Origin of the sequence: Janibacter sp. HTCC2649 (assembly GCF_000152705.1) — a bacterium.
In the GTDB taxonomy this organism is placed as follows: domain Bacteria; phylum Actinomycetota; class Actinomycetes; order Actinomycetales; family Dermatophilaceae; genus Knoellia.
This window is the reverse complement of record NZ_CH672413.1, coordinates 2,948,655-2,964,417: the sequence shown is the minus strand read 5'-3', so window position 1 is coordinate 2,964,417 and position 15,763 is coordinate 2,948,655. Positions and strand designations below refer to the sequence as shown.

General features: G+C 68.2%; 18 protein-coding genes. 8 read left to right on the top strand and 10 right to left on the bottom strand.

The window, feature by feature from the left end:
- Positions 1-40: 40 nt before the first annotated feature.
- Together JNB_RS14110 and JNB_RS14105 are read right to left on the bottom strand one after the other, a co-directional pair.
- Positions 41-1,990, bottom strand: coding sequence for an amino acid transporter (locus JNB_RS14110; protein WP_040883841.1), 1,950 nt, complete (start codon positions 1,988-1,990; stop codon positions 41-43).
- A 126-nt stretch (positions 1,991-2,116) separates the two neighbouring features.
- Positions 2,117-4,141 carry a phosphocholine-specific phospholipase C gene (locus JNB_RS14105; RefSeq protein WP_009777168.1) on the bottom strand — a complete coding sequence of 675 codons (2,025 nt, stop codon included), beginning with the start codon at positions 4,139-4,141 and terminating at the stop codon, positions 2,117-2,119.
- 190 nt (positions 4,142-4,331) lie between these two features.
- Here JNB_RS14105 and JNB_RS14100 point away from each other — a divergent pair, with 190 nt between their 5' ends.
- From JNB_RS14100 to JNB_RS14080, 5 genes are read left to right on the top strand one after another with little or no spacing between them, the layout of a single operon-like run.
- Positions 4,332-5,114 (top strand): prolipoprotein diacylglyceryl transferase, encoded by a 783-nt coding sequence (locus JNB_RS14100; RefSeq protein ID WP_009777167.1) that lies wholly within the window; start codon positions 4,332-4,334, stop codon positions 5,112-5,114.
- A gap of 20 nt (positions 5,115-5,134) precedes the next feature.
- A complete protein-coding gene (locus JNB_RS14095) occupies positions 5,135-6,682 on the top strand; it encodes a radical SAM protein (RefSeq protein ID WP_009777166.1) in 1,548 nt (515 codons plus the stop codon).
- A complete protein-coding gene (locus JNB_RS14090; RefSeq protein WP_009777165.1) occupies positions 6,679-6,984 on the top strand; it encodes a hypothetical protein in 306 nt (101 codons plus the stop codon). Before JNB_RS14095 ends, JNB_RS14090 begins: the two co-directional genes overlap by 4 nt.
- Entirely contained in the window at positions 6,981-7,394 is a 414-nt protein-coding gene (locus JNB_RS21685; RefSeq protein ID WP_148232442.1) for a hypothetical protein, read from the top strand. Before JNB_RS14090 ends, JNB_RS21685 begins: the two co-directional genes overlap by 4 nt.
- Before the next feature lie 2 nt (positions 7,395-7,396).
- Entirely contained in the window at positions 7,397-7,882 is a 486-nt protein-coding gene (locus JNB_RS14080; protein ID WP_009777163.1) for an SRPBCC family protein, read from the top strand.
- On the opposite strand, the gene JNB_RS14075 is transcribed toward JNB_RS14080, so the two are convergent.
- The 4 genes from JNB_RS14075 to JNB_RS20615 form a co-directional block, all read right to left on the bottom strand.
- Positions 7,854-8,267 (bottom strand): PPOX class F420-dependent oxidoreductase, encoded by a 414-nt coding sequence (locus JNB_RS14075; RefSeq protein WP_009777162.1) that lies wholly within the window; start codon positions 8,265-8,267, stop codon positions 7,854-7,856. The two genes, JNB_RS14080 and JNB_RS14075, sit on opposite strands and share 29 nt — an antisense overlap.
- 20 nt (positions 8,268-8,287) lie before the next feature.
- Positions 8,288-8,656 carry a UBP-type zinc finger domain-containing protein gene (locus JNB_RS14070; protein WP_009777161.1) on the bottom strand — a complete coding sequence of 123 codons (369 nt, stop codon included), beginning with the start codon at positions 8,654-8,656 and terminating at the stop codon, positions 8,288-8,290.
- 44 nt (positions 8,657-8,700) lie between these two features.
- The gene (locus JNB_RS14065; protein ID WP_009777160.1) at positions 8,701-9,078 is read right to left on the bottom strand and encodes a DUF1304 domain-containing protein; all 378 of its coding nucleotides are present in this window, start codon (positions 9,076-9,078) and stop codon (positions 8,701-8,703) included.
- A gap of 77 nt (positions 9,079-9,155) precedes the next feature.
- A complete protein-coding gene (locus JNB_RS20615) occupies positions 9,156-10,823 on the bottom strand; it encodes an HNH endonuclease signature motif containing protein (RefSeq protein WP_009777159.1) in 1,668 nt (555 codons plus the stop codon).
- Between the two features lie 196 nt (positions 10,824-11,019).
- Here JNB_RS20615 and JNB_RS14055 point away from each other — a divergent pair, with 196 nt between their 5' ends.
- On the top strand, positions 11,020-11,475 hold the full coding sequence (locus tag JNB_RS14055; RefSeq protein WP_009777158.1) for a pyridoxamine 5'-phosphate oxidase: 456 nt from the start codon (positions 11,020-11,022) through the stop codon (positions 11,473-11,475).
- Here the strand turns inward: JNB_RS14055 and JNB_RS14050 are convergent.
- From JNB_RS14050 to JNB_RS14035, 4 genes are all read right to left on the bottom strand, one after another.
- Positions 11,447-12,412 carry a hypothetical protein gene (locus JNB_RS14050; RefSeq protein ID WP_040883839.1) on the bottom strand — a complete coding sequence of 322 codons (966 nt, stop codon included), beginning with the start codon at positions 12,410-12,412 and terminating at the stop codon, positions 11,447-11,449. The genes JNB_RS14055 and JNB_RS14050 overlap by 29 nt on opposite strands.
- 36 nt (positions 12,413-12,448) lie before the next feature.
- Positions 12,449-13,711: an RNA polymerase sigma factor gene (locus JNB_RS14045; RefSeq protein ID WP_009777156.1), complete on the bottom strand. Its 1,263-nt coding sequence runs from the start codon at positions 13,709-13,711 to the stop codon at positions 12,449-12,451.
- A gap of 9 nt (positions 13,712-13,720) precedes the next feature.
- On the bottom strand, positions 13,721-14,077 hold the full coding sequence (locus JNB_RS14040) for a YciI family protein (protein WP_009777155.1): 357 nt from the start codon (positions 14,075-14,077) through the stop codon (positions 13,721-13,723).
- 85 nt (positions 14,078-14,162) lie between these two features.
- Entirely contained in the window at positions 14,163-14,702 is a 540-nt protein-coding gene (locus JNB_RS14035) for a dihydrofolate reductase family protein (protein WP_040883836.1), read from the bottom strand.
- 136 nt (positions 14,703-14,838) lie between these two features.
- Between JNB_RS14035 and JNB_RS14030 the strand changes: the two genes are divergently transcribed.
- A complete protein-coding gene (locus tag JNB_RS14030) occupies positions 14,839-15,243 on the top strand; it encodes a helix-turn-helix transcriptional regulator (RefSeq protein WP_009777153.1) in 405 nt (134 codons plus the stop codon).
- Positions 15,240-15,761: an SRPBCC family protein gene (locus JNB_RS14025; protein ID WP_009777152.1), complete on the top strand. Its 522-nt coding sequence runs from the start codon at positions 15,240-15,242 to the stop codon at positions 15,759-15,761. The genes JNB_RS14030 and JNB_RS14025 overlap by 4 nt, the downstream gene beginning before the upstream one ends.
- The last annotated feature ends 2 nt before the right edge of the window (positions 15,762-15,763 follow it).

Here is a 15,763-nt window from a genome sequence, read left to right as displayed (position 1 = left end):
CATTCGTGCCCTATTGGACGAATGTGGCCAGCCGCGGGGGTCAGCCGCCGACGTGGACCTTGGGTCGGCGTGCCTCATCCGGTTCCGCGCGACGCAGGATCTCGTGCGTGAGCGGCGGAACATCGCCCTCACCGGCGAGCAGGAAGCGCAGCACGTTCGCGCCGGGGGCCCGGTCGCTCCACTCGAAGTAGCCGTGCGGCGGGATGCCCGTGCGGTCGCGGATGTCGAGGAACACCGCAGCGAGGACGTTGGGCACGGAGGTACCCGTCGCCCGCAGGATCTCGTGCTGCCCGACCTTGACCGCCCGGACGGAGACCGGTGAGTCGAAGTCGCTCGCGTCGGTGATCTCGACCTCGATGAACAGCGCCTTCTGCCAGCCCTTGAGGTGGTTGTCGACGCGGACCTCGAGTGACTTCCCGTCGTACTCGGCGCCATCGCCGGCGTCCAGCTTGTTGGCGATGAAGCGGAGCGGGTTCTTCCCGTCGCTCGTCCGGGTGATCAGGGCCGTCGCACCGTCGTCGTAGACGACGTCCCGCACCCGGAGCTCGGTGCTGCGCGAGATGCGTGATGCCACGGACACCGTGAGGATCATCGCGATGAAGAGGAGCGCGATGATCAGGCCCTCGGGGCGTTCGAGGATCGTCACGACGAACGTGTAGACGAAGATCGCGCTCACCACGGCAAAGAAGCCCGCGGGCCCGCGATGCCCGCGCCGCAGCTCGGTGAGGAAGACCGCGATGGCTGCCGACGTCATCAGGGCCAGGACCCCGGTGGCGTAGGCACCGGCCTGCTTGTCGACGTCGGCCTTGAACGCGATGGTGACGATCGCGGCGATGAAGGAGAGCACGAGGACGAGGGGCCGTGTCGAGTTCGCCCAGTCCGGCGCCATGCCGTACTTCGGCAGGTAGCGCGGGACGATGTTGAGCAGCCCGGCCATGGCACTCGCACCGGCGAACCACAGGATCCCGATCGTCGCGGCGTCGTAGGCCGTGCCGAACCCGTCGCCGAACAGGTCGTGGGCGAGGTAGGCCAGGGCGCGACCGTTGGCCTCGCCCCCCGGCTGGAATGACTCGGCGGGGATGAGCAGGGTCGTCACGAGGGACGAGCCGACGAGCAGGACGCTCATGATGAGCGCCGCCGAGGTCAGGAGCTTCTTGGCGTTGCGGATCCGCCCGAGGGGCGCCTCGTGGGTGTCGGTCGGGTCGCCCTTGACGAGCGGCATGACGACGACGCCGGTCTCGAACCCGGACAGGCCCAGGGCCAGAGCGGGGAAGACGAGGAGGGAGGCACCGATGATCCCGAAGGGCATCGAGTGGGTCGCGGTCATGCTGTCGGTCCAGTCACCGAAGGCGGTCGGGTGCTGGAGGACCTCGAAGACTCCGCGCACGAGGACGACGGTGCTCAGGCCCAGATACGCCACGACGAGAACGACGGCCACCCCGATCGCCTCGCTGAACCCCTTGAGGAACACGGCGGCCAGCAGGGCGATGAGGATCAGGGTGATCAGCACCTCCTTGCCGTGGAGCGCGTCCTTGAGGAACGGGTTCTCGGTGAGGTGGGCCGCAGCGTCCGCACCCGACAGCGTGATCGTCACGATGAAGCCGGTGGCGACGAAGCCGAGGAGCGACAGGACGAGAAGCTTGCTCGGCCAGTAGGACAGGAGCCGTTGCAGCATCGACAGGCTGCCGTCCCCGTGCGGGCTCTCGACGGCGACGCGTCGATACATCGGCAGGGCTGCGAAGAGCGTCACGAGCACCAGGACGAGGGTTGCGACGGGTGCGAGGGCGCCGGCCGCGAGCGCTGCGATGCCCGGCTGGTAGCCCAGGGTCGAGAAGTAGTCGACACCCGTGAGGCACATGACCCGCCACCAGGGCTGGACGTGTTCCTTCTTGACCGCCTCGCGCTCACCCTCGTAGTAACCGCCCGGGTCTGCGTCCTCCACCTCGAGGAGCCATTTCTTGACCGGCCCGGGAGTCAGAGGTGTCGTCACGATGGACCACGGTAGGGCGATTTCCGGCAGGTTTCGCTCTTCTTGACGCAACCTTGACGGCTCGTTTCGGCGAAGCCGAGCCAGGGGGTATGCCGCGCGCTCACCTTTCGAGGAGACGCTCGTCGATCACTTCCCCAGGGCAGGGTCACTCAGCGACGGCTTGCCGTTGTCGACGTGGCCGGCGAAGGTGCGTGACCACGTCGTCCCCACTGCGGTGACGGTCAGGTCGTACCACCCACCGGTCTCGGCCGTGTCGACCGAGACGTGACCACGACCCTTGCCGCGCCCGCCCTTGACGGGTGCGTCGCCGGCATACGCATCGGTGACGACGAGCTCGACCCCGCGAGGTGCGTCCATCGCGAGACGCACCGTGCCCTTCGCCACCTGGGCGGAGAAGCGGGCGGTGACGTCCGCGCGGTCGGCCTGGCCGGCATACCGGCGGAAGAAACCGTGCGGTCCGTGGACCTGGACGTCGTAGCCGCCGGTGACCGGCCACTGCGCCGAGAGGCGGTCGCCCGCGCCGATCGTGTAGCTGTGCGGCTGTCCGGCCGGAGCGATGAGCCGGGCCTGGAGGTGGGCTCCGAGGGAGCCGTGGTTCGTGACCTCGATGCTGACGCGCCCGGCGACGGTGGTCTCGACGACCTCGAGCCGGTAGTCGATGGCCCGCGACGGACGGGTGCCCGACTCCTGCGACGGGAGCTCGCCGCTCGCGGGCGGCACCGGTTGGTAGCTCGGGTGACGCTTCCTGTCCTTGGGCGCCCAGGCCGACGTGTTCGGGAGCTCCGGGACCTCGACCGCGGTCCTGGAGAAGTCGAAGGCCGAGGTGAGGTCGCCACAGACGGCGCGGCGCCAGGGCGTGATGTTGGGCTCCTCGACGCCGAAGCGCGCCTCCATGAGGCGGATGACGGAGGTGTGGTCGAAGACCTCGGAGCAGACCCACCCGCCGGTACTCCACGGCGAGACGACGAAGGTGGGAACGCGGGGAGCCAGGCCATAGGCGCCGTCGCCGTGGGTGCCCGCGTAGAACTCGTGGTCGGTCGGGACGGTCGAGGCGCCCGGGATCTGCGGGTTGTTGGCGTGCGGTGGGACGACGTGGTCGAAGAAGCCGTCGTTCTCGTCGTAGGTGATGACCAGCGCGGTCCTGCTCCACACGTCGGGGTTCGAGGTGAGGGTGTCGAGGACCTGCGAGATGTACCAGGCGCCGTAGTTGGTCGGCCAGTTCGAGTGCTCGGAGAAGGCCTCGGGCGCAGCGATCCACGAGACCGAGGGGAGCGTGTCGGCGGTGACGTCGGCCTGGAGCTGCGTGAAGTAGCCCTCGCCGTCGCGGGCCTTCGTGCCCCGTCGGGCCTTCTCGAAGAGGGGGTCGCCGGCCTCGGCGTCGCGGTAGGAGTTGAAGTAGAGGAGCGAGTTGTCGCCGTAGTTGCCGATGTAGGCGTCCGAGGTCCAGCCCCACGAACCCGCGGCGTCGAGACCGGTGCCCTCATCCTGATAGACCTTCCAGCTCACGCCGGCCGCCTCGAGCCGCTCCGGGTAGGTCGTCCAGTCATAGCCGAGCTCGTCGTTGTAGAGGACCGGCCCGCCGCCCTTGCCGTCGTTGCCCGTCCATCCGCTCCACAGGTAGTAGCGGTTCGGGTCGGTGTTGCCGATAAACGAGCAGTGGTAGGCGTCGCACACCGTGAACGCGTCGGCGAGCGCGAAGTGGAAGGCCGCGTCCTGGCGCTCGAGGTAGGCCATCGTCGTCGTGCCCTTGGCCGGAACCCACTGGTTGTAGTGACCCTTGTTGATGGCCTGTTGCCCGTCGGTCCAGCTGTGCGCCAGGCCCTCGAGGAACGCCCCGCCGAGATCGTCGACGGTGGGGTGGAACGGGAGGACGTCGCGCACGCCGTCGCTCTGGTGCCAGACGTTCTTGCCGCTCGGGAGGATCACCGGGTGCGGGTCGCCGAAGCCACGAACTCCGCGCAACGTGCCGAGGTAGTGCTCGAAGCTCCGGTTCTCCTGCATGAGCACGACGATGTGCTCGACGTCCTTGAGCGAACCCGTCGTGCGGTTGGCCGGGATGCTGGCGGCGCGGGCAATGCTCTGGTCGAGCATCGTCAGGGCGGTGGCGCCACCGGCGAGCTGCAGGAAGCGGCGGCGGTCGATGTTGACCATTCGGGGTTCTCCTCGTCGAGTCGTCAGAACGGCTCCACCGTGTCGGCCGCGGGCGAAATCCATGGGTGCTCGAAGTGACGTCCCGGCGAACAGATCGTCTGCGTCGTCGTCTGCGTCATCGTCTGGGTACGCGTACTCGCCGTGTCCCGAATGACGAGCGATGCAGCAGCGCTGGTGAGAGGGTGAACGGGTGATCCCACACATCGGCCCGATCCCGACCCACGAGCTGTTCGTGGGTCTTGGTGTCCTGGCGGCCGCCGTGGTGTTCTTCGTGGAAGCACGCCGGCGAGGTCAGTCGGACGAGCGACTCCTCCACGTCGTCCTGGGTGCCGTGACGGGCGGGGCCCTCTTCATGCGACTGGGCACGTGGCTCCAGCACATCGACCTCCGGGACAACGCGTCGCTGGCCGAGCAGTGGCTCTATGGCAACCGATCCATCCTCGGCGGACTCGTCGGTGCGTGGCTCGGAGTCCACATCGCCAAGCGACTCACCGGCTACCGGCTGCGCACCGGCGACCTCTTCGCTCCCGCGGTGGCCCTCGGCATGGCCGTCGGTCGCATCGGCTGTCTGCTCACCGAGAAGCCGGGCACGCCCACCGGTGGTGGGTGGGGAATCACCCTCGACCCGACCGAGGCGGCGGCCACGGGCAGTGTTGCGGGAGTGCCGCTGCACCCCTCGTTCGTCTACGAGATCGCGTTCCATCTGGCGGCGTTCACGGTGCTGTGGTTCTGGCTGCGTCATCGCGACCTCCCACCGGGAGAGACGTTCGTCTGGTTCGTCGCGGCATACGGCGTCTTCCGTTTTCTCGTCGAGTTCGTGCGCGGCAACGAGGTCGCGTGGTGGGGGCTGACCCGGCCGCAGCTCTTCCTCGCGGTGACCGTGCCGCTCCTCCTGGCCCGCATTGCCTGGCGCTGGCGCTCCGGCGCCTACGCCCCGACACCCGAACGACAACTCACGGAGGTGAACGCATGAGTGCAGAACGAGGAGCGGGTATGCCGTTGCGCGACTATCGCGTGCACCGTTACGTCAACGCGTTCTGCCCGTTGTGTCACGAGGAGCAGCCCGACCGGCCCCTGGCTGAGGTCCGGCGACTCAGTGGCTGGCTCGCGGTGCGCGACGACCGGGTCTGGCTCGAGCGCGGCTGTCCCGACCACGGATTGGTCCGCACGCTCTATGACGAGTCACCCGAGATCCTGAGCTACCTCGAGCAGTGGACGGCCCCCACCAAGGTCCACCAGCCGGACCTGACGGGCAACTTCAAACCGGTGCCGAGCGCCTACGAGGACGGGCTGCCGCAGATGCAGACCCAGCACACCTGCATCCTCCTGGAGGACCTGCTCGACCACTGCAACCTCAAGTGCCCGACCTGCTTTGCCGAGTCCTCACCGGCCCTGGCGTCGGTTGCGCCGCTGGAGCAGGTGCTCGCGTCGATCGACACCCGGCTCTCGCGAGAGAACGGCCGGATCGACGTGCTCATGCTGTCGGGCGGTGAGCCGATGCTGTATCCGCAGCTCGAGGAGCTGCTCGAAGCGGTCATCGCGCGACCCATCGTGCGGATCCTCATCAACACCAACGGGTTGCGGGTCGCGCAGGACGACGAACTCGTGGCACTGCTGCGGCGGCACCGGGAGCGCGTCGAGGTCTACCTCCAGTACGACGGGGAGTCCGCAGAGGCCTCGATCGCCCACCGTGGCGCGGACATCCGACGCTTCAAGGAGCGAGCGATCGAACGCCTCTCTGCCGCAGGGGTTTTCACCACGTTGACGATGACGGCATCGCTCGGGGTCAACGACGACGAGATCGGCTACGTCATCAAGCGGGCCCTCGACACGCCCTATGTCGGCGGTGTGACGATCCAGCCCGTCTTCGGCAGTGGCCGCGGCTCGGGGGTCGACCCGCTCAACCGTCTGACCCACACCGGGGTGCTCGCCCGGCTCGAGGGCCAGACGGCGGGCCAGGTGACGTGGCGTGACCTCACCGCGCTCCCCTGCAGCCACCCGCACTGCTGCTCGGTCGGCTACATGCTCAAGGACGACTCCGGATCGTGGAAGTCACTCACGAGCCTCATCGGGCACGACCGCCTCAAGGAATGGCTCGACCTCGAGCCCGACCTGCTCGCCAACCGCATCGCCGACGACACCATCCCCGCGACGATGAAGGCCATCGTCAAGGGCTCGCTGCTCGACCTGCTGAGCGAGCAGTCGTCCCTGTCGCACCCGTCGATGGCCTCGATCTGGAAGGACATCTGCGCCAATTGCGACATCGGCATCGGCACCCTCGCGACCCTGGCGTCCTCGAAGCTGCCGGGCCAGCACGAGCGACTACGGACGATGCTCGGCGAACGAGTGCTCCGCGTGACCGTGAAGCCGTTCATGGACATGAACACGATGATCGAGGAGCGGCTCACCCAGTGCTGCGTCCACGTCGCGACCGTCAACGCCGAGACCGACGCCCACCAGTGCGCTCCGTTCTGCGCAGTTCAGGCGTGGGCACCGTTGTCCCGCACCCGGATCTCCACAGCAACCGGACGGCCATCGTGACTGACCCGCGCATCGTCCCCACGGATCCGGCTCTCCCTGTTGCCGAGCCAGAAGTCTTCGATCCGTTGCGGCTGTGCATCTTCGCGACGATCGCCCTCCTCGGCTGGCTTCTCGGGCCGATCGCCCTCGTCTTCTTCGCCGGGCTCGGAGTCGTCGGCTACAGCAAGGCTCGACGGGCCGGGCTGCTGAAGTCGAAGTGCCTGCTCGGCGACACCCGCATCGTCCTGGCCTACCTCGGCCTGCTCGGCATCCTGGGGGCAGCCGCCCTCGTCATCGGATTCGGACCATGGGAGCTCACATGACCCAGCCGCCACCGGGCCCACCCCCACAGGGTCCACCCCCGCAAGGTCCACCTCCGCAGGGGCCGCCGCCGCAGGGGCCGCCTCCGCCCTACGGCCCGCCCAACCCCTACGGCCGACCACCGGCTGCGTCCGGGTTGCCGTCGTGGGCCAAGACCCTCTTCGGGTTCCTCATCGGCGGGGTCGTCTCGATCTGTGCGCCGATCCTGGCCTTCGCCCTCGTCAATCTCGAGATCCCCATCGAGCTCAAGGTCTTCCTCGTGACCGTCATCCCGACGCTGCTGGGCGTTCCCCTCCTCTTCGGCAAGAGCACCCGACCGTGGGGCGTCGGCCTCATGATCGGCCTGGCCATCGGGAGCTTCGTCCTCGGCGGCGCGTGCGTGTCGATCATCAATGGGTCCTCGGGGTACTGACCGTGGCGACCTTCTCCGCGACCAAGACGTCCGAGGCCACCGTGGGGCATCCGCGTGAACTCGTCTGGGACGTCCTCACCGACCCGGAGGCCATTGCCCGGCTGACGCCGATGGTCCGGTCCATCACGGCCAAGGGCGACCTCTGGCACTGGCAGCTCGTCAACATCCCGGTGCTGGGGCAGTCGTTCGAGATCGGCTTCACCGAGGCCATGACCCACGACCCGAAGTCGACGATCACCTTCACCCACGCACCACCGAGCAAGGGTTCGGAGCGCGCCGGGACCGACGGCCGCTACGACCTCACGGACGCGGGCAAGGGGTCGACCCACCTGCGGATCGAGCTGACCGTCACCGTGGACCTGCCGTTCCCGCGCCTTGCCAAGCCAGCGATCCAGGCGACGATGCAGGGCGTCCTCGCAGCGATGGGCTCAGGCTTCGGACGCTCGATCGAGAAGGAGCTCAGGACTCGAGCAGCTCCACGTCGGTGACGATGATCGCTGCCCGGACCTTGCGCCCGGGCAGCCGATCGAGGACCGGTTCGAAGAGGGTCAGCGCGCGATACCACCAGCCGTACTTCGCACCCACAGCCTTCTTCACCCGGGCCACCGCTGCTTCGCCACGCTCAACTCGCGCGCGGGCGGCATACCGCGGAGCGTCTGTGTCCACCCGGCCGCGCATGTCGCACGGGCGCAGTTCGACGCGCGCGGTGTGTGCGAGGCGCTTGGTCTTGCCGGTGTCGTCCACGGTGACGATGAGCAGGTCGTCACCGTCGGGTGCGATCCACACCGGCGTCGCGACGGGAGTTCCGTTGCGGCGGAACGTGGTCAGCTCGACATACTGCTGCTCGCCGAGCAGCCTCGTTGCGTCATTCATGCGTTGGGTATGCCGTCCGCTCAGGGGTGGATGAGATGGCGCCAGTTGTCGGGGACTGAACCTTCGGGGCCGGGCGTCGGCTGGTCCTCGGGGTGGGCGGATGGTTCGGCCAGTGCCGGGCCCCGCCCCATCTCCTCGGTGCTGTAGTTCCAGAACCAGACCTCACCGGGCTCGTAGCTCGCGATGATCTGGTGGCCGCTCTCGCGAGCGTGTTTGCTCGCGTGCTGGGCGGGTGAGGAGTCGCAGCAGCCGACGTGCCCGCAGGCGGTGCAGCGGCGCAGGTGCACCCACCATCCCTGTGCCGCAGTGCATTCGACGCATCCCGGACCGGACGGGGGGACCGCCGGGTCGAGGTCATCGGACTCGGAAAAGGTTGCGGGTGCTGCCATGCCAGTGACGCTACTCCGCCCCCACCGTTGAACAGATCAACTGATCAACTGAGGAGGAGGGCGATGACCGCAAGGACCGGCGCCAGGCCCTGGATGAGAGCGGCGCGCAACTTGCTGCCATCGCTCGTCACGAGGACGAGGGCGGCGGCGACCATGGAGCCGCACGCCGCATAGATGAGCGCCTTGCCTGCACTGTCCGAGTCACCGGCAGCAAGGACGATGCCGATGACGGCGATGACTGCGAGGAAGAGGTTGTAGAAGCCCTGGTTGTAGGCCAGTGGCTTGGTCACCTCGGCGGTCTCCGCTGTGGTGCCGAACGCGGCCCGCGTTTTGGGGTCGGTCCAGGCGAGCGACTCGAGTCGGAAGATGTAGACGTGGATGAGAGCTGCGATGCCGGCGAGGACGAACGCGACGGTGGTCATGGCGTGAGACTAGGGCCTCACGCCAGTGCACGAGCGGGGTACGGGCTCACCTCACCCAGGCAGGCGGCCATGCCTGCTCACGCGGTGAGGTCGAACTCGCGAATATCGTCCCAGTGATCGTTCTGCGCCGCCCAGGCTTCAGCGGCCTGCTGTTCGGCGAGGAACTCGTCAGCCCACTGGATGAGGAGGTCATCCGGTGGCTCGTTGGCCCAGGGATCGGGGGGTCCGGTGTCGAGGCGGGCGCGTTCGGCCGCCCCCCGCTCCGCGGTGGCACGTTGCTTCGCGCGCTCCCGCCGGATCTGATTGAGGCGGGCCGGGAGGTCCCGGTCGTACGAGCCCGGGCTGAGGTCCCACGTCACGGATCGGCCGTGTTCATCGGGTGGGTGCACGGTCGCGATGAAGCGCTTGTCGTGGACGTGGGTGTGGTGGCGTTGACAGAGCAGGGCCGCGTTGGCCAGGTCGGAATCCCCACCATCGACCCAGTGGATGAGGTGATGAATCTTGACCCACCCCGCGGGCATGTCACAGCCCGGGTACGTACACGTCTTGTCCCGGTGCCACAGCGCCCGGCGTTGCTTCTTCGCGAACAACCGCACGGCCCGCCCCAGGTCGAGCAACTCCCCGTTCGAGCCGAACACGACCGGGATGATGTCGGCGTCGCACGCGAGCTGGCGCACGACCGCCGGGGCCAGCATCGTGGCCTGAGCCCGCGACACCATCACCCGTCCACACCCGGAACCCTCAGTTTCACGGTCGAGGTCAGGCGCAGTGTCAGTGTCTTCGTGGTCGGGGAAGTGGGCCAGGAGGTCATCGAAGTCAATGTTCACGTGCACCGTCGTGCCCGCACCACCCGGTGAATCCTGCGCCGCAGCGTCTTCCCCCGCGACCCGCCCACACACCGCAGCCAATGCCTCCGCACGACGCTGCCCCGCCGGGCGAAGATCCTTCTCACCTGTTTCATCGTTGGGTACGGGCTTGGACAGGGGCCCGATCGCGGCCTCCAACATCGCCGCCTGCTCCGGAGTCAAAGCCAACTCGTACGCCGTGACATCCCCATCCTGGATACGAGGACTGGACAGGTACGCCCCGGACCGCAACCGGTCCTGCACGTCATCGAACTCCCCTTCACGCCCGAACCGGGCAATCAGCTCATGACGCAGCTTCGGCACTTCGCCCGCACCCCAGGCCACCCCGAAGTCGCACATCGCCTTCGCGACCGTGGGCACCGCCTCCGGCTCCAACATCTCCCCCAACCGGGCAGCCTCCCGCAACACCTTGAGCGCCAGCTTCGCCCCCACCTCGCCGGTGAGCACCCGTGCCCACACAATCCCTTCAGGCTTCTCCGGGTCCGCGTACGCCCCCGCCCCAGGACCCGCCGTCGACCACAACCCGCCCGGCACCGAACACGCCACATCCTGCGCCAACTGCGCGACCTGACCCGCCCCGTCCTGACACAACGACGGCGCATGCTCACGCACCCAGGCATGCACCGACCCCTCCCCGCGACGAGCGGACGTGAACTCACCCCGATGCGCCGCCTCCGCGGTGACGCGCACCTGCGCGGCCCCCGCACGTGCTTTGACCTCATCGGCCAGACGCATGAACTCCGCCAGCTCCGGGCCGCTCAGCCGGGTCAACACATCCCCCAACGGACCCGCCCCCGAGCCGTCCGAAACCAACGCGTCACGGGCACCCTCCAACGCTGCGCGCAGTCGCGCAATGTCGGTTCCGGGTGTCTCGTCCATGCCCCCAATTGTCCTAGAACTCACGTTCGACTGTCAAGTGTTTGCGGCTACGCTCTGGGCTGAATTCGCCACTGCCACAGTCGAATTCACGCGAAGGCACCCCACACCTGACCGAGGCGCAACCCCGACCGAAACCACGCTAACAACGACCGCCGACAATGCCTTCGCGAGCCGCTGACAGGGCAGGATGTGAGCCATGGACGCAGCTCCCCGACCCCGCGATGTGCGCCTCGCCGACACCCGCCACCACCTCGAGAGCGACATCGATCTCTGGGTCGCGACCGCGCACCCCGACGGCGGCGCGCCGGGGCTCGTCCCACTCTCTTTCGACTGGGATGGCCGCGACCTGCTCCTCGCGACCGGTCGCAGCACCCCCGCGGGACGCAACATGCGCGCCAGCGGACTCGTTCGCCTCTCGCTCGGCGAGCTGCGCGACGTGATCATGGTCGATGCCACCGTCGTCGAGGTGCCACTGTCGTCCGTGCCCTCGGCACGCTGGGAGGCGTATGCCGCCCGCACCGGTTGGGACCCGCGCGAAGCGGGTCCGGACCATGCGGCATACGTCGTGACTCCGGTGACGATCCAGGCCTGGCGTGAGTACCCCGAACTCGTCGACCGCATGCTCATGCGGGAAGGTCGGTGGCTCCCCTGAGCTTCGACGTCGCGCCAGCGATTCCGATGACCACGGCCAGGACGAGCGGCCCGATGTGGTGGTTGCTCGGCTGGAGCGACTGCACGAAGACATCCCGGCCGGCATCGGCGACCTCAAGGATCCGGTCGCGGCTCAAGGTGCCCTGCTTGCCGTAGTAGGTCACGTACGACATGGCCGTCAGGGCCGAGGGCAGGACCCACGCGATGGCGAGCGCGACCAGCCAGCCGACAAGTCGCGCGGCAGGACGGTAGCCGAAGACCGCGAGGACGACACCGAGGGCGATACCGCCGACCCAGGGGTGCCACCTAGCGATGCGCATCAGCCACTGCGGGTCATCGGCAGGATTGCGCGCAATCACGTCCACGAGCCAGGGCCCCAGGAGCGACGCGACCATGGCCCCGCCAAGGAGCCACGGCCACCCCTTCGCTCGGGCGACACCGGCACCGACCACGACTCCCAAGAGCCCCGAGCCGAGCGAAGTGAGGATCAACGCGCCGATGAGGAGACGGGCCTCGTCCGTGTCCACGAGTGCCGGCCTGACAGTGACGAGGGTCTGGCCCAGCGCCGCCACCAGCGCGATGACGGCCCCGGTCGAGGCGATGGCCCGTGGGAACCTCACACCCGGCGACGCCAACCGTGACACGGCAAGTGCCGCCGCGCCGCCGATGACACCGCCGACGAGCAGTGCCTGGAAGGCGTACTCACCGAACGGCAGTCCAACCACGGGCCCCTTGAGGGTGTCGAATCGGGGCCACGCGGATGAGACCTCCACGTGCATCCCCTCGACGATCCAGGGCAGGTAGCCCACCACCCAGAACGCCACCCCGCTCGCGACGAACACTGCCCACCCGGGCAGCACCCGCCAACGGTCCGCCCCGACAGACGCCCCCGACTTCCCCGGCTGCCCCGCCTCGCTCGTGTTCCCCACCTGCGTCATTTCCCCCACCTCAGTCATGGCGCAAGGTTCACACATTCAGGTCGAGTGGACTGCGCATTCTGCGGCGCGTTGCTGCATCGTCGCCCTGTCCTGGGCGTTGCCTGCCAGTGACGCAGCGCGCAGGAAGTCCTCGCGCGCCTGCTCGTGCAGCCCGGCCGTGCATTCGAGATCGCCAGCGACAGCGGGCAGCAGGTGATAGCTCTCCAGCGCCGGCAGACTCCGCAGCGGTGCGATGATCTCGAGCCCCGCCTCGGCACCGAACGCCCGCCCCACCGCCACCGCCCGGTTGAGCTCGACGACAGGCGAGGGCACGACCTGCACCAGCCCGTCATAGAGAGCAGCAATACGCACCCAGTCGGTCTCCTCCGCTGTCGCAGCACGCGCGTGGCACGCCGCGATCGCCGCCTGGAGCGCATAGGGCCCGGCCGTCCCACGCAGGGCATCGATCCGGTCGATCAGCTCCAACCCGCGGCGGATGAGCAACCGGTCCCAGCGCGAACGATCCTGGTCGAGCAGCAGCACTGCCTCGCCGTCCGCGCCGACTCGAGCCGCGAGTCGCGACGTCTGGATCTCCATGAGCGCGAGCAGCCCGAGCGACTCGGGATCCTTCGGGGTGAGCGCCACGAGCATCCGCCCCAACCGCAACGCTTCGTGGCACAGATCGGTGCGCACCCAAGCATCACCGGACGACGCGGCATACCCCTCGTTGAAGACGAGATAGACGACCTCGCGGACGGCATCGAGACGCTTGGGTCGCTCACCTTCTCCGGGCAGTTCGAAGCGGATGTTTGCCGCAGCCAGAGTCCGCTTGGCGCGCACAATCCGTTGTGCGACAGTCGATTCCGGCGTGAGGAAGGCCCGAGCCACCTCGGCCGTCGTGAGGCCGCAGACGAGTTTGAGCACCAGTGCCGACCGGGCATCAGGGGCGAGCAACGGGTGGCACGACATGAAGATCAGGCCAAGAAGGTCATCCGCCAGATCGCCGTCGACGATGCGGTCCACGTCCAGCTCGGTCGTCTCCGCAGTGGTCGCGGCGACGGTCCGCAACTTGTCACGACCGGTGTCCCGACGGCGAATTCGGTCGATGGCGAGGTAGCGCGACGTCGTCGTCAGCCACGCCGCCGGATTGTCGGGTATGCCGTCCGCTCGCCACTTCTCGACGGCTGCGGCGAACGTGTCCTGGGCCAGCTCCTCGGCGGTGTCGAGGTCGCCGACGAGCCGGCCCAGGCGAGCAATGAGCCGCGGCGACTCGACCCGCCACAGGGTGGCGATGGTCGAGTCGACGGCTGCGGTGCTCATGTCAGACGCTCAGGCGAGGTCGGAGTACTCGACGACCTGGCGGACGTCGACGCGGTGGGTGCCGACGACGAGCGCGAACTTGCGAGCGTGCTCGATGGCCTCCTCGAGCGAGGACACGTCGAGGATCGCGAAGCCGGCGATGAGTTCTTTGGCCTCGGCGAAGGGTCCGTCGATGACGCGGACGGAGCCGTCGGTCACCTCGACGCGGGCGCCCTTGCTGCTGCTGTGGACACCCTCGCCGCCGAGCAGGACGCCGGACAGCTGCGCCTCGCGCATGTATTCACCGATCGCGACCTGCTCCTCGGGCGAGGGCATGACGCCGTCCTCGTTGGCCTGGGTCTGGTAGTGCATGACCATGTAGCGCATTGCGGTTCTCCTCGGTGGTTTTCGGTCAGTGCTTCGTGGGTCAGTGCTTCGTGGGTCAGTGCTTCGTGGGTCAGTGATTCTCGGGTCAGGCCTGCGCGGGGGCGTAGACCAAGTGCAGCACCCCGGTGCTGAAGGTAGTGGACGAGACGAGGCTCAGGGGCACGCTCGCCCCGTCGGCAAAGAGCTTCTTGCCGGAGCCGACGACGATGGGGTGGACGAGCAGGTGCAGCTCGTCGACGAGACCCTGCTCGAGCATCCACCGGACCAGCGTGGCACTGCCCGTGGTGCCGAGGTTGTGGTCGGCCTTGAGCGTGGTCAGCTCGGCCGCCACATCACCGTTCACGACGCTGGAGTTCTCCCAGTCGGCGCTCTCGAGGGTGCTCGAGACGACGTACTTGCGCCCGCCGTTCATCGCCTGCGTGAATGGGTCGGCCGGGTCGGCGGACGGCCAGTAGCTCGCGAACTCGTCGTACGTCTGGCGGCCGAGGAGCGTGGCGTCGGCCTTGCCCATCTGCTCGCCGACGACCGCGCCCATCTCGTCGTTGAAGTACGGGAAGTGCCACTTGTCGGGCGACTCGATGACGCCGTCGAGAGAGATGAACAGGCTGCTGGTGATGGAACCCATGACGACCACTCCTTCGTTTGCGAGGCCCCGGTGTGGTGCCTTCTGACCTGTATGCCGGACGGCCCCCACCGTTTTCGACACACGTTCCCAACTTTCTTTCCTTGACTTATTGGTAACTGAGGCGTTACCAATAACCATGGACGCTTTCGCCGCACTCTCGGACCCGGTTCGCCGGGACCTCGTGCGCCGGCTGGCCAACGGCCCGGCCCGGGTCGTCGACCTGGCGGGCGAGCACTCCATCAGCCGGCCGGCCATCAGTCGCCACCTGCGCGTGCTCGGTGAGGCCGGGCTCGTGGCGGCTGACGACATCGGGCGCGAGCGTCACTACCGACTCGAGCGCGGCGGACTCGCTCCCGTGGCCGAGCTCCTGGCCACCCTGTCCGCCGTCCCGCCCACGCCCCGCTTCGCCGAGTCCGTGCTCGACGGTCTCGACCTCGAGGTCCGCCGGACCGTCCGCGAACGCACCAGCAAGCCCGCCCCGACTCAGACAGCCACACCGCAGACCAGCAGCACGCAGCCACAGACCGAGGAGACGGCATGACGACGACACCCACCCCCAAGGCGACCGGCCGAGTGCAGGAACGGGAGGGGACGGCATACCTCGTCTTCGAACGCACCTTCCGCGCACCCATCGCGGATGTCTGGGCGGCGGTGACGGAATCCGACCGGCTCGTGCGCTGGATCGGTCACTGGAACGGCGACCCGACGACCGGCGCCGTGACGTTCTACATGACCGCGGAAGCCGCGGACGCTCCCGCCGAGACAATCCACATCGACGAGTGCGACGCGCCCCGACGCGTCGTGATGCGCTCGGCGCGACCGGACGACCACGCACTCGAGTGGCGCTGGGAGATCGACCTGGCCGAAGCCGACGGGGTGACGACGCTGACGTTCGCGCAGGAGGTGGGTGACAGCGTCCTCGCGGAGAGCGTCGGACCGGGATGGGACTACTACCTCGACCGCATGGTCGCCGCCGAGAACGGCGAGGACCTCGGCCTCATCGACTTCGACGACTACTACCCGGCCTTCGTGGAGCACTACCGCCGGGTCCTGGCCTAGGG

What these genes read in the sequence shown, in the direction of transcription:
- JNB_RS14105 (WP_009777168.1), bottom strand. Translation starts at nt 4,141, where the DNA reads ATGGTCAACATCGACCGCCGCCGCTTCCTGCAGCTCGCCGGTGGCGCC.
- JNB_RS14095 (WP_009777166.1), top strand. Translation starts at nt 5,135, where the DNA reads ATGCCGTTGCGCGACTATCGCGTGCACCGTTACGTCAACGCGTTCTGC.
- JNB_RS21685 (WP_148232442.1), top strand. Translation starts at nt 6,981, where the DNA reads ATGACCCAGCCGCCACCGGGCCCACCCCCACAGGGTCCACCCCCGCAA.
- JNB_RS14075 (WP_009777162.1), bottom strand. Translation starts at nt 8,267, where the DNA reads ATGAATGACGCAACGAGGCTGCTCGGCGAGCAGCAGTATGTCGAGCTG.
- JNB_RS14070 (WP_009777161.1), bottom strand. Translation starts at nt 8,656, where the DNA reads ATGGCAGCACCCGCAACCTTTTCCGAGTCCGATGACCTCGACCCGGCG.
- JNB_RS14065 (WP_009777160.1), bottom strand. Translation starts at nt 9,078, where the DNA reads ATGACCACCGTCGCGTTCGTCCTCGCCGGCATCGCAGCTCTCATCCAC.
- JNB_RS20615 (WP_009777159.1), bottom strand. Translation starts at nt 10,823, where the DNA reads ATGGACGAGACACCCGGAACCGACATTGCGCGACTGCGCGCAGCGTTG.
- JNB_RS14055 (WP_009777158.1), top strand. Translation starts at nt 11,020, where the DNA reads ATGGACGCAGCTCCCCGACCCCGCGATGTGCGCCTCGCCGACACCCGC.
- JNB_RS14050 (WP_040883839.1), bottom strand. Translation starts at nt 12,412, where the DNA reads ATGACGCAGGTGGGGAACACGAGCGAGGCGGGGCAGCCGGGGAAGTCG.
- JNB_RS14045 (WP_009777156.1), bottom strand. Translation starts at nt 13,711, where the DNA reads ATGAGCACCGCAGCCGTCGACTCGACCATCGCCACCCTGTGGCGGGTC.
- JNB_RS14040 (WP_009777155.1), bottom strand. Translation starts at nt 14,077, where the DNA reads ATGCGCTACATGGTCATGCACTACCAGACCCAGGCCAACGAGGACGGC.
- JNB_RS14035 (WP_040883836.1), bottom strand. Translation starts at nt 14,702, where the DNA reads ATGGGTTCCATCACCAGCAGCCTGTTCATCTCTCTCGACGGCGTCATC.
- JNB_RS14030 (WP_009777153.1), top strand. Translation starts at nt 14,839, where the DNA reads ATGGACGCTTTCGCCGCACTCTCGGACCCGGTTCGCCGGGACCTCGTG.
- JNB_RS14025 (WP_009777152.1), top strand. Translation starts at nt 15,240, where the DNA reads ATGACGACGACACCCACCCCCAAGGCGACCGGCCGAGTGCAGGAACGG.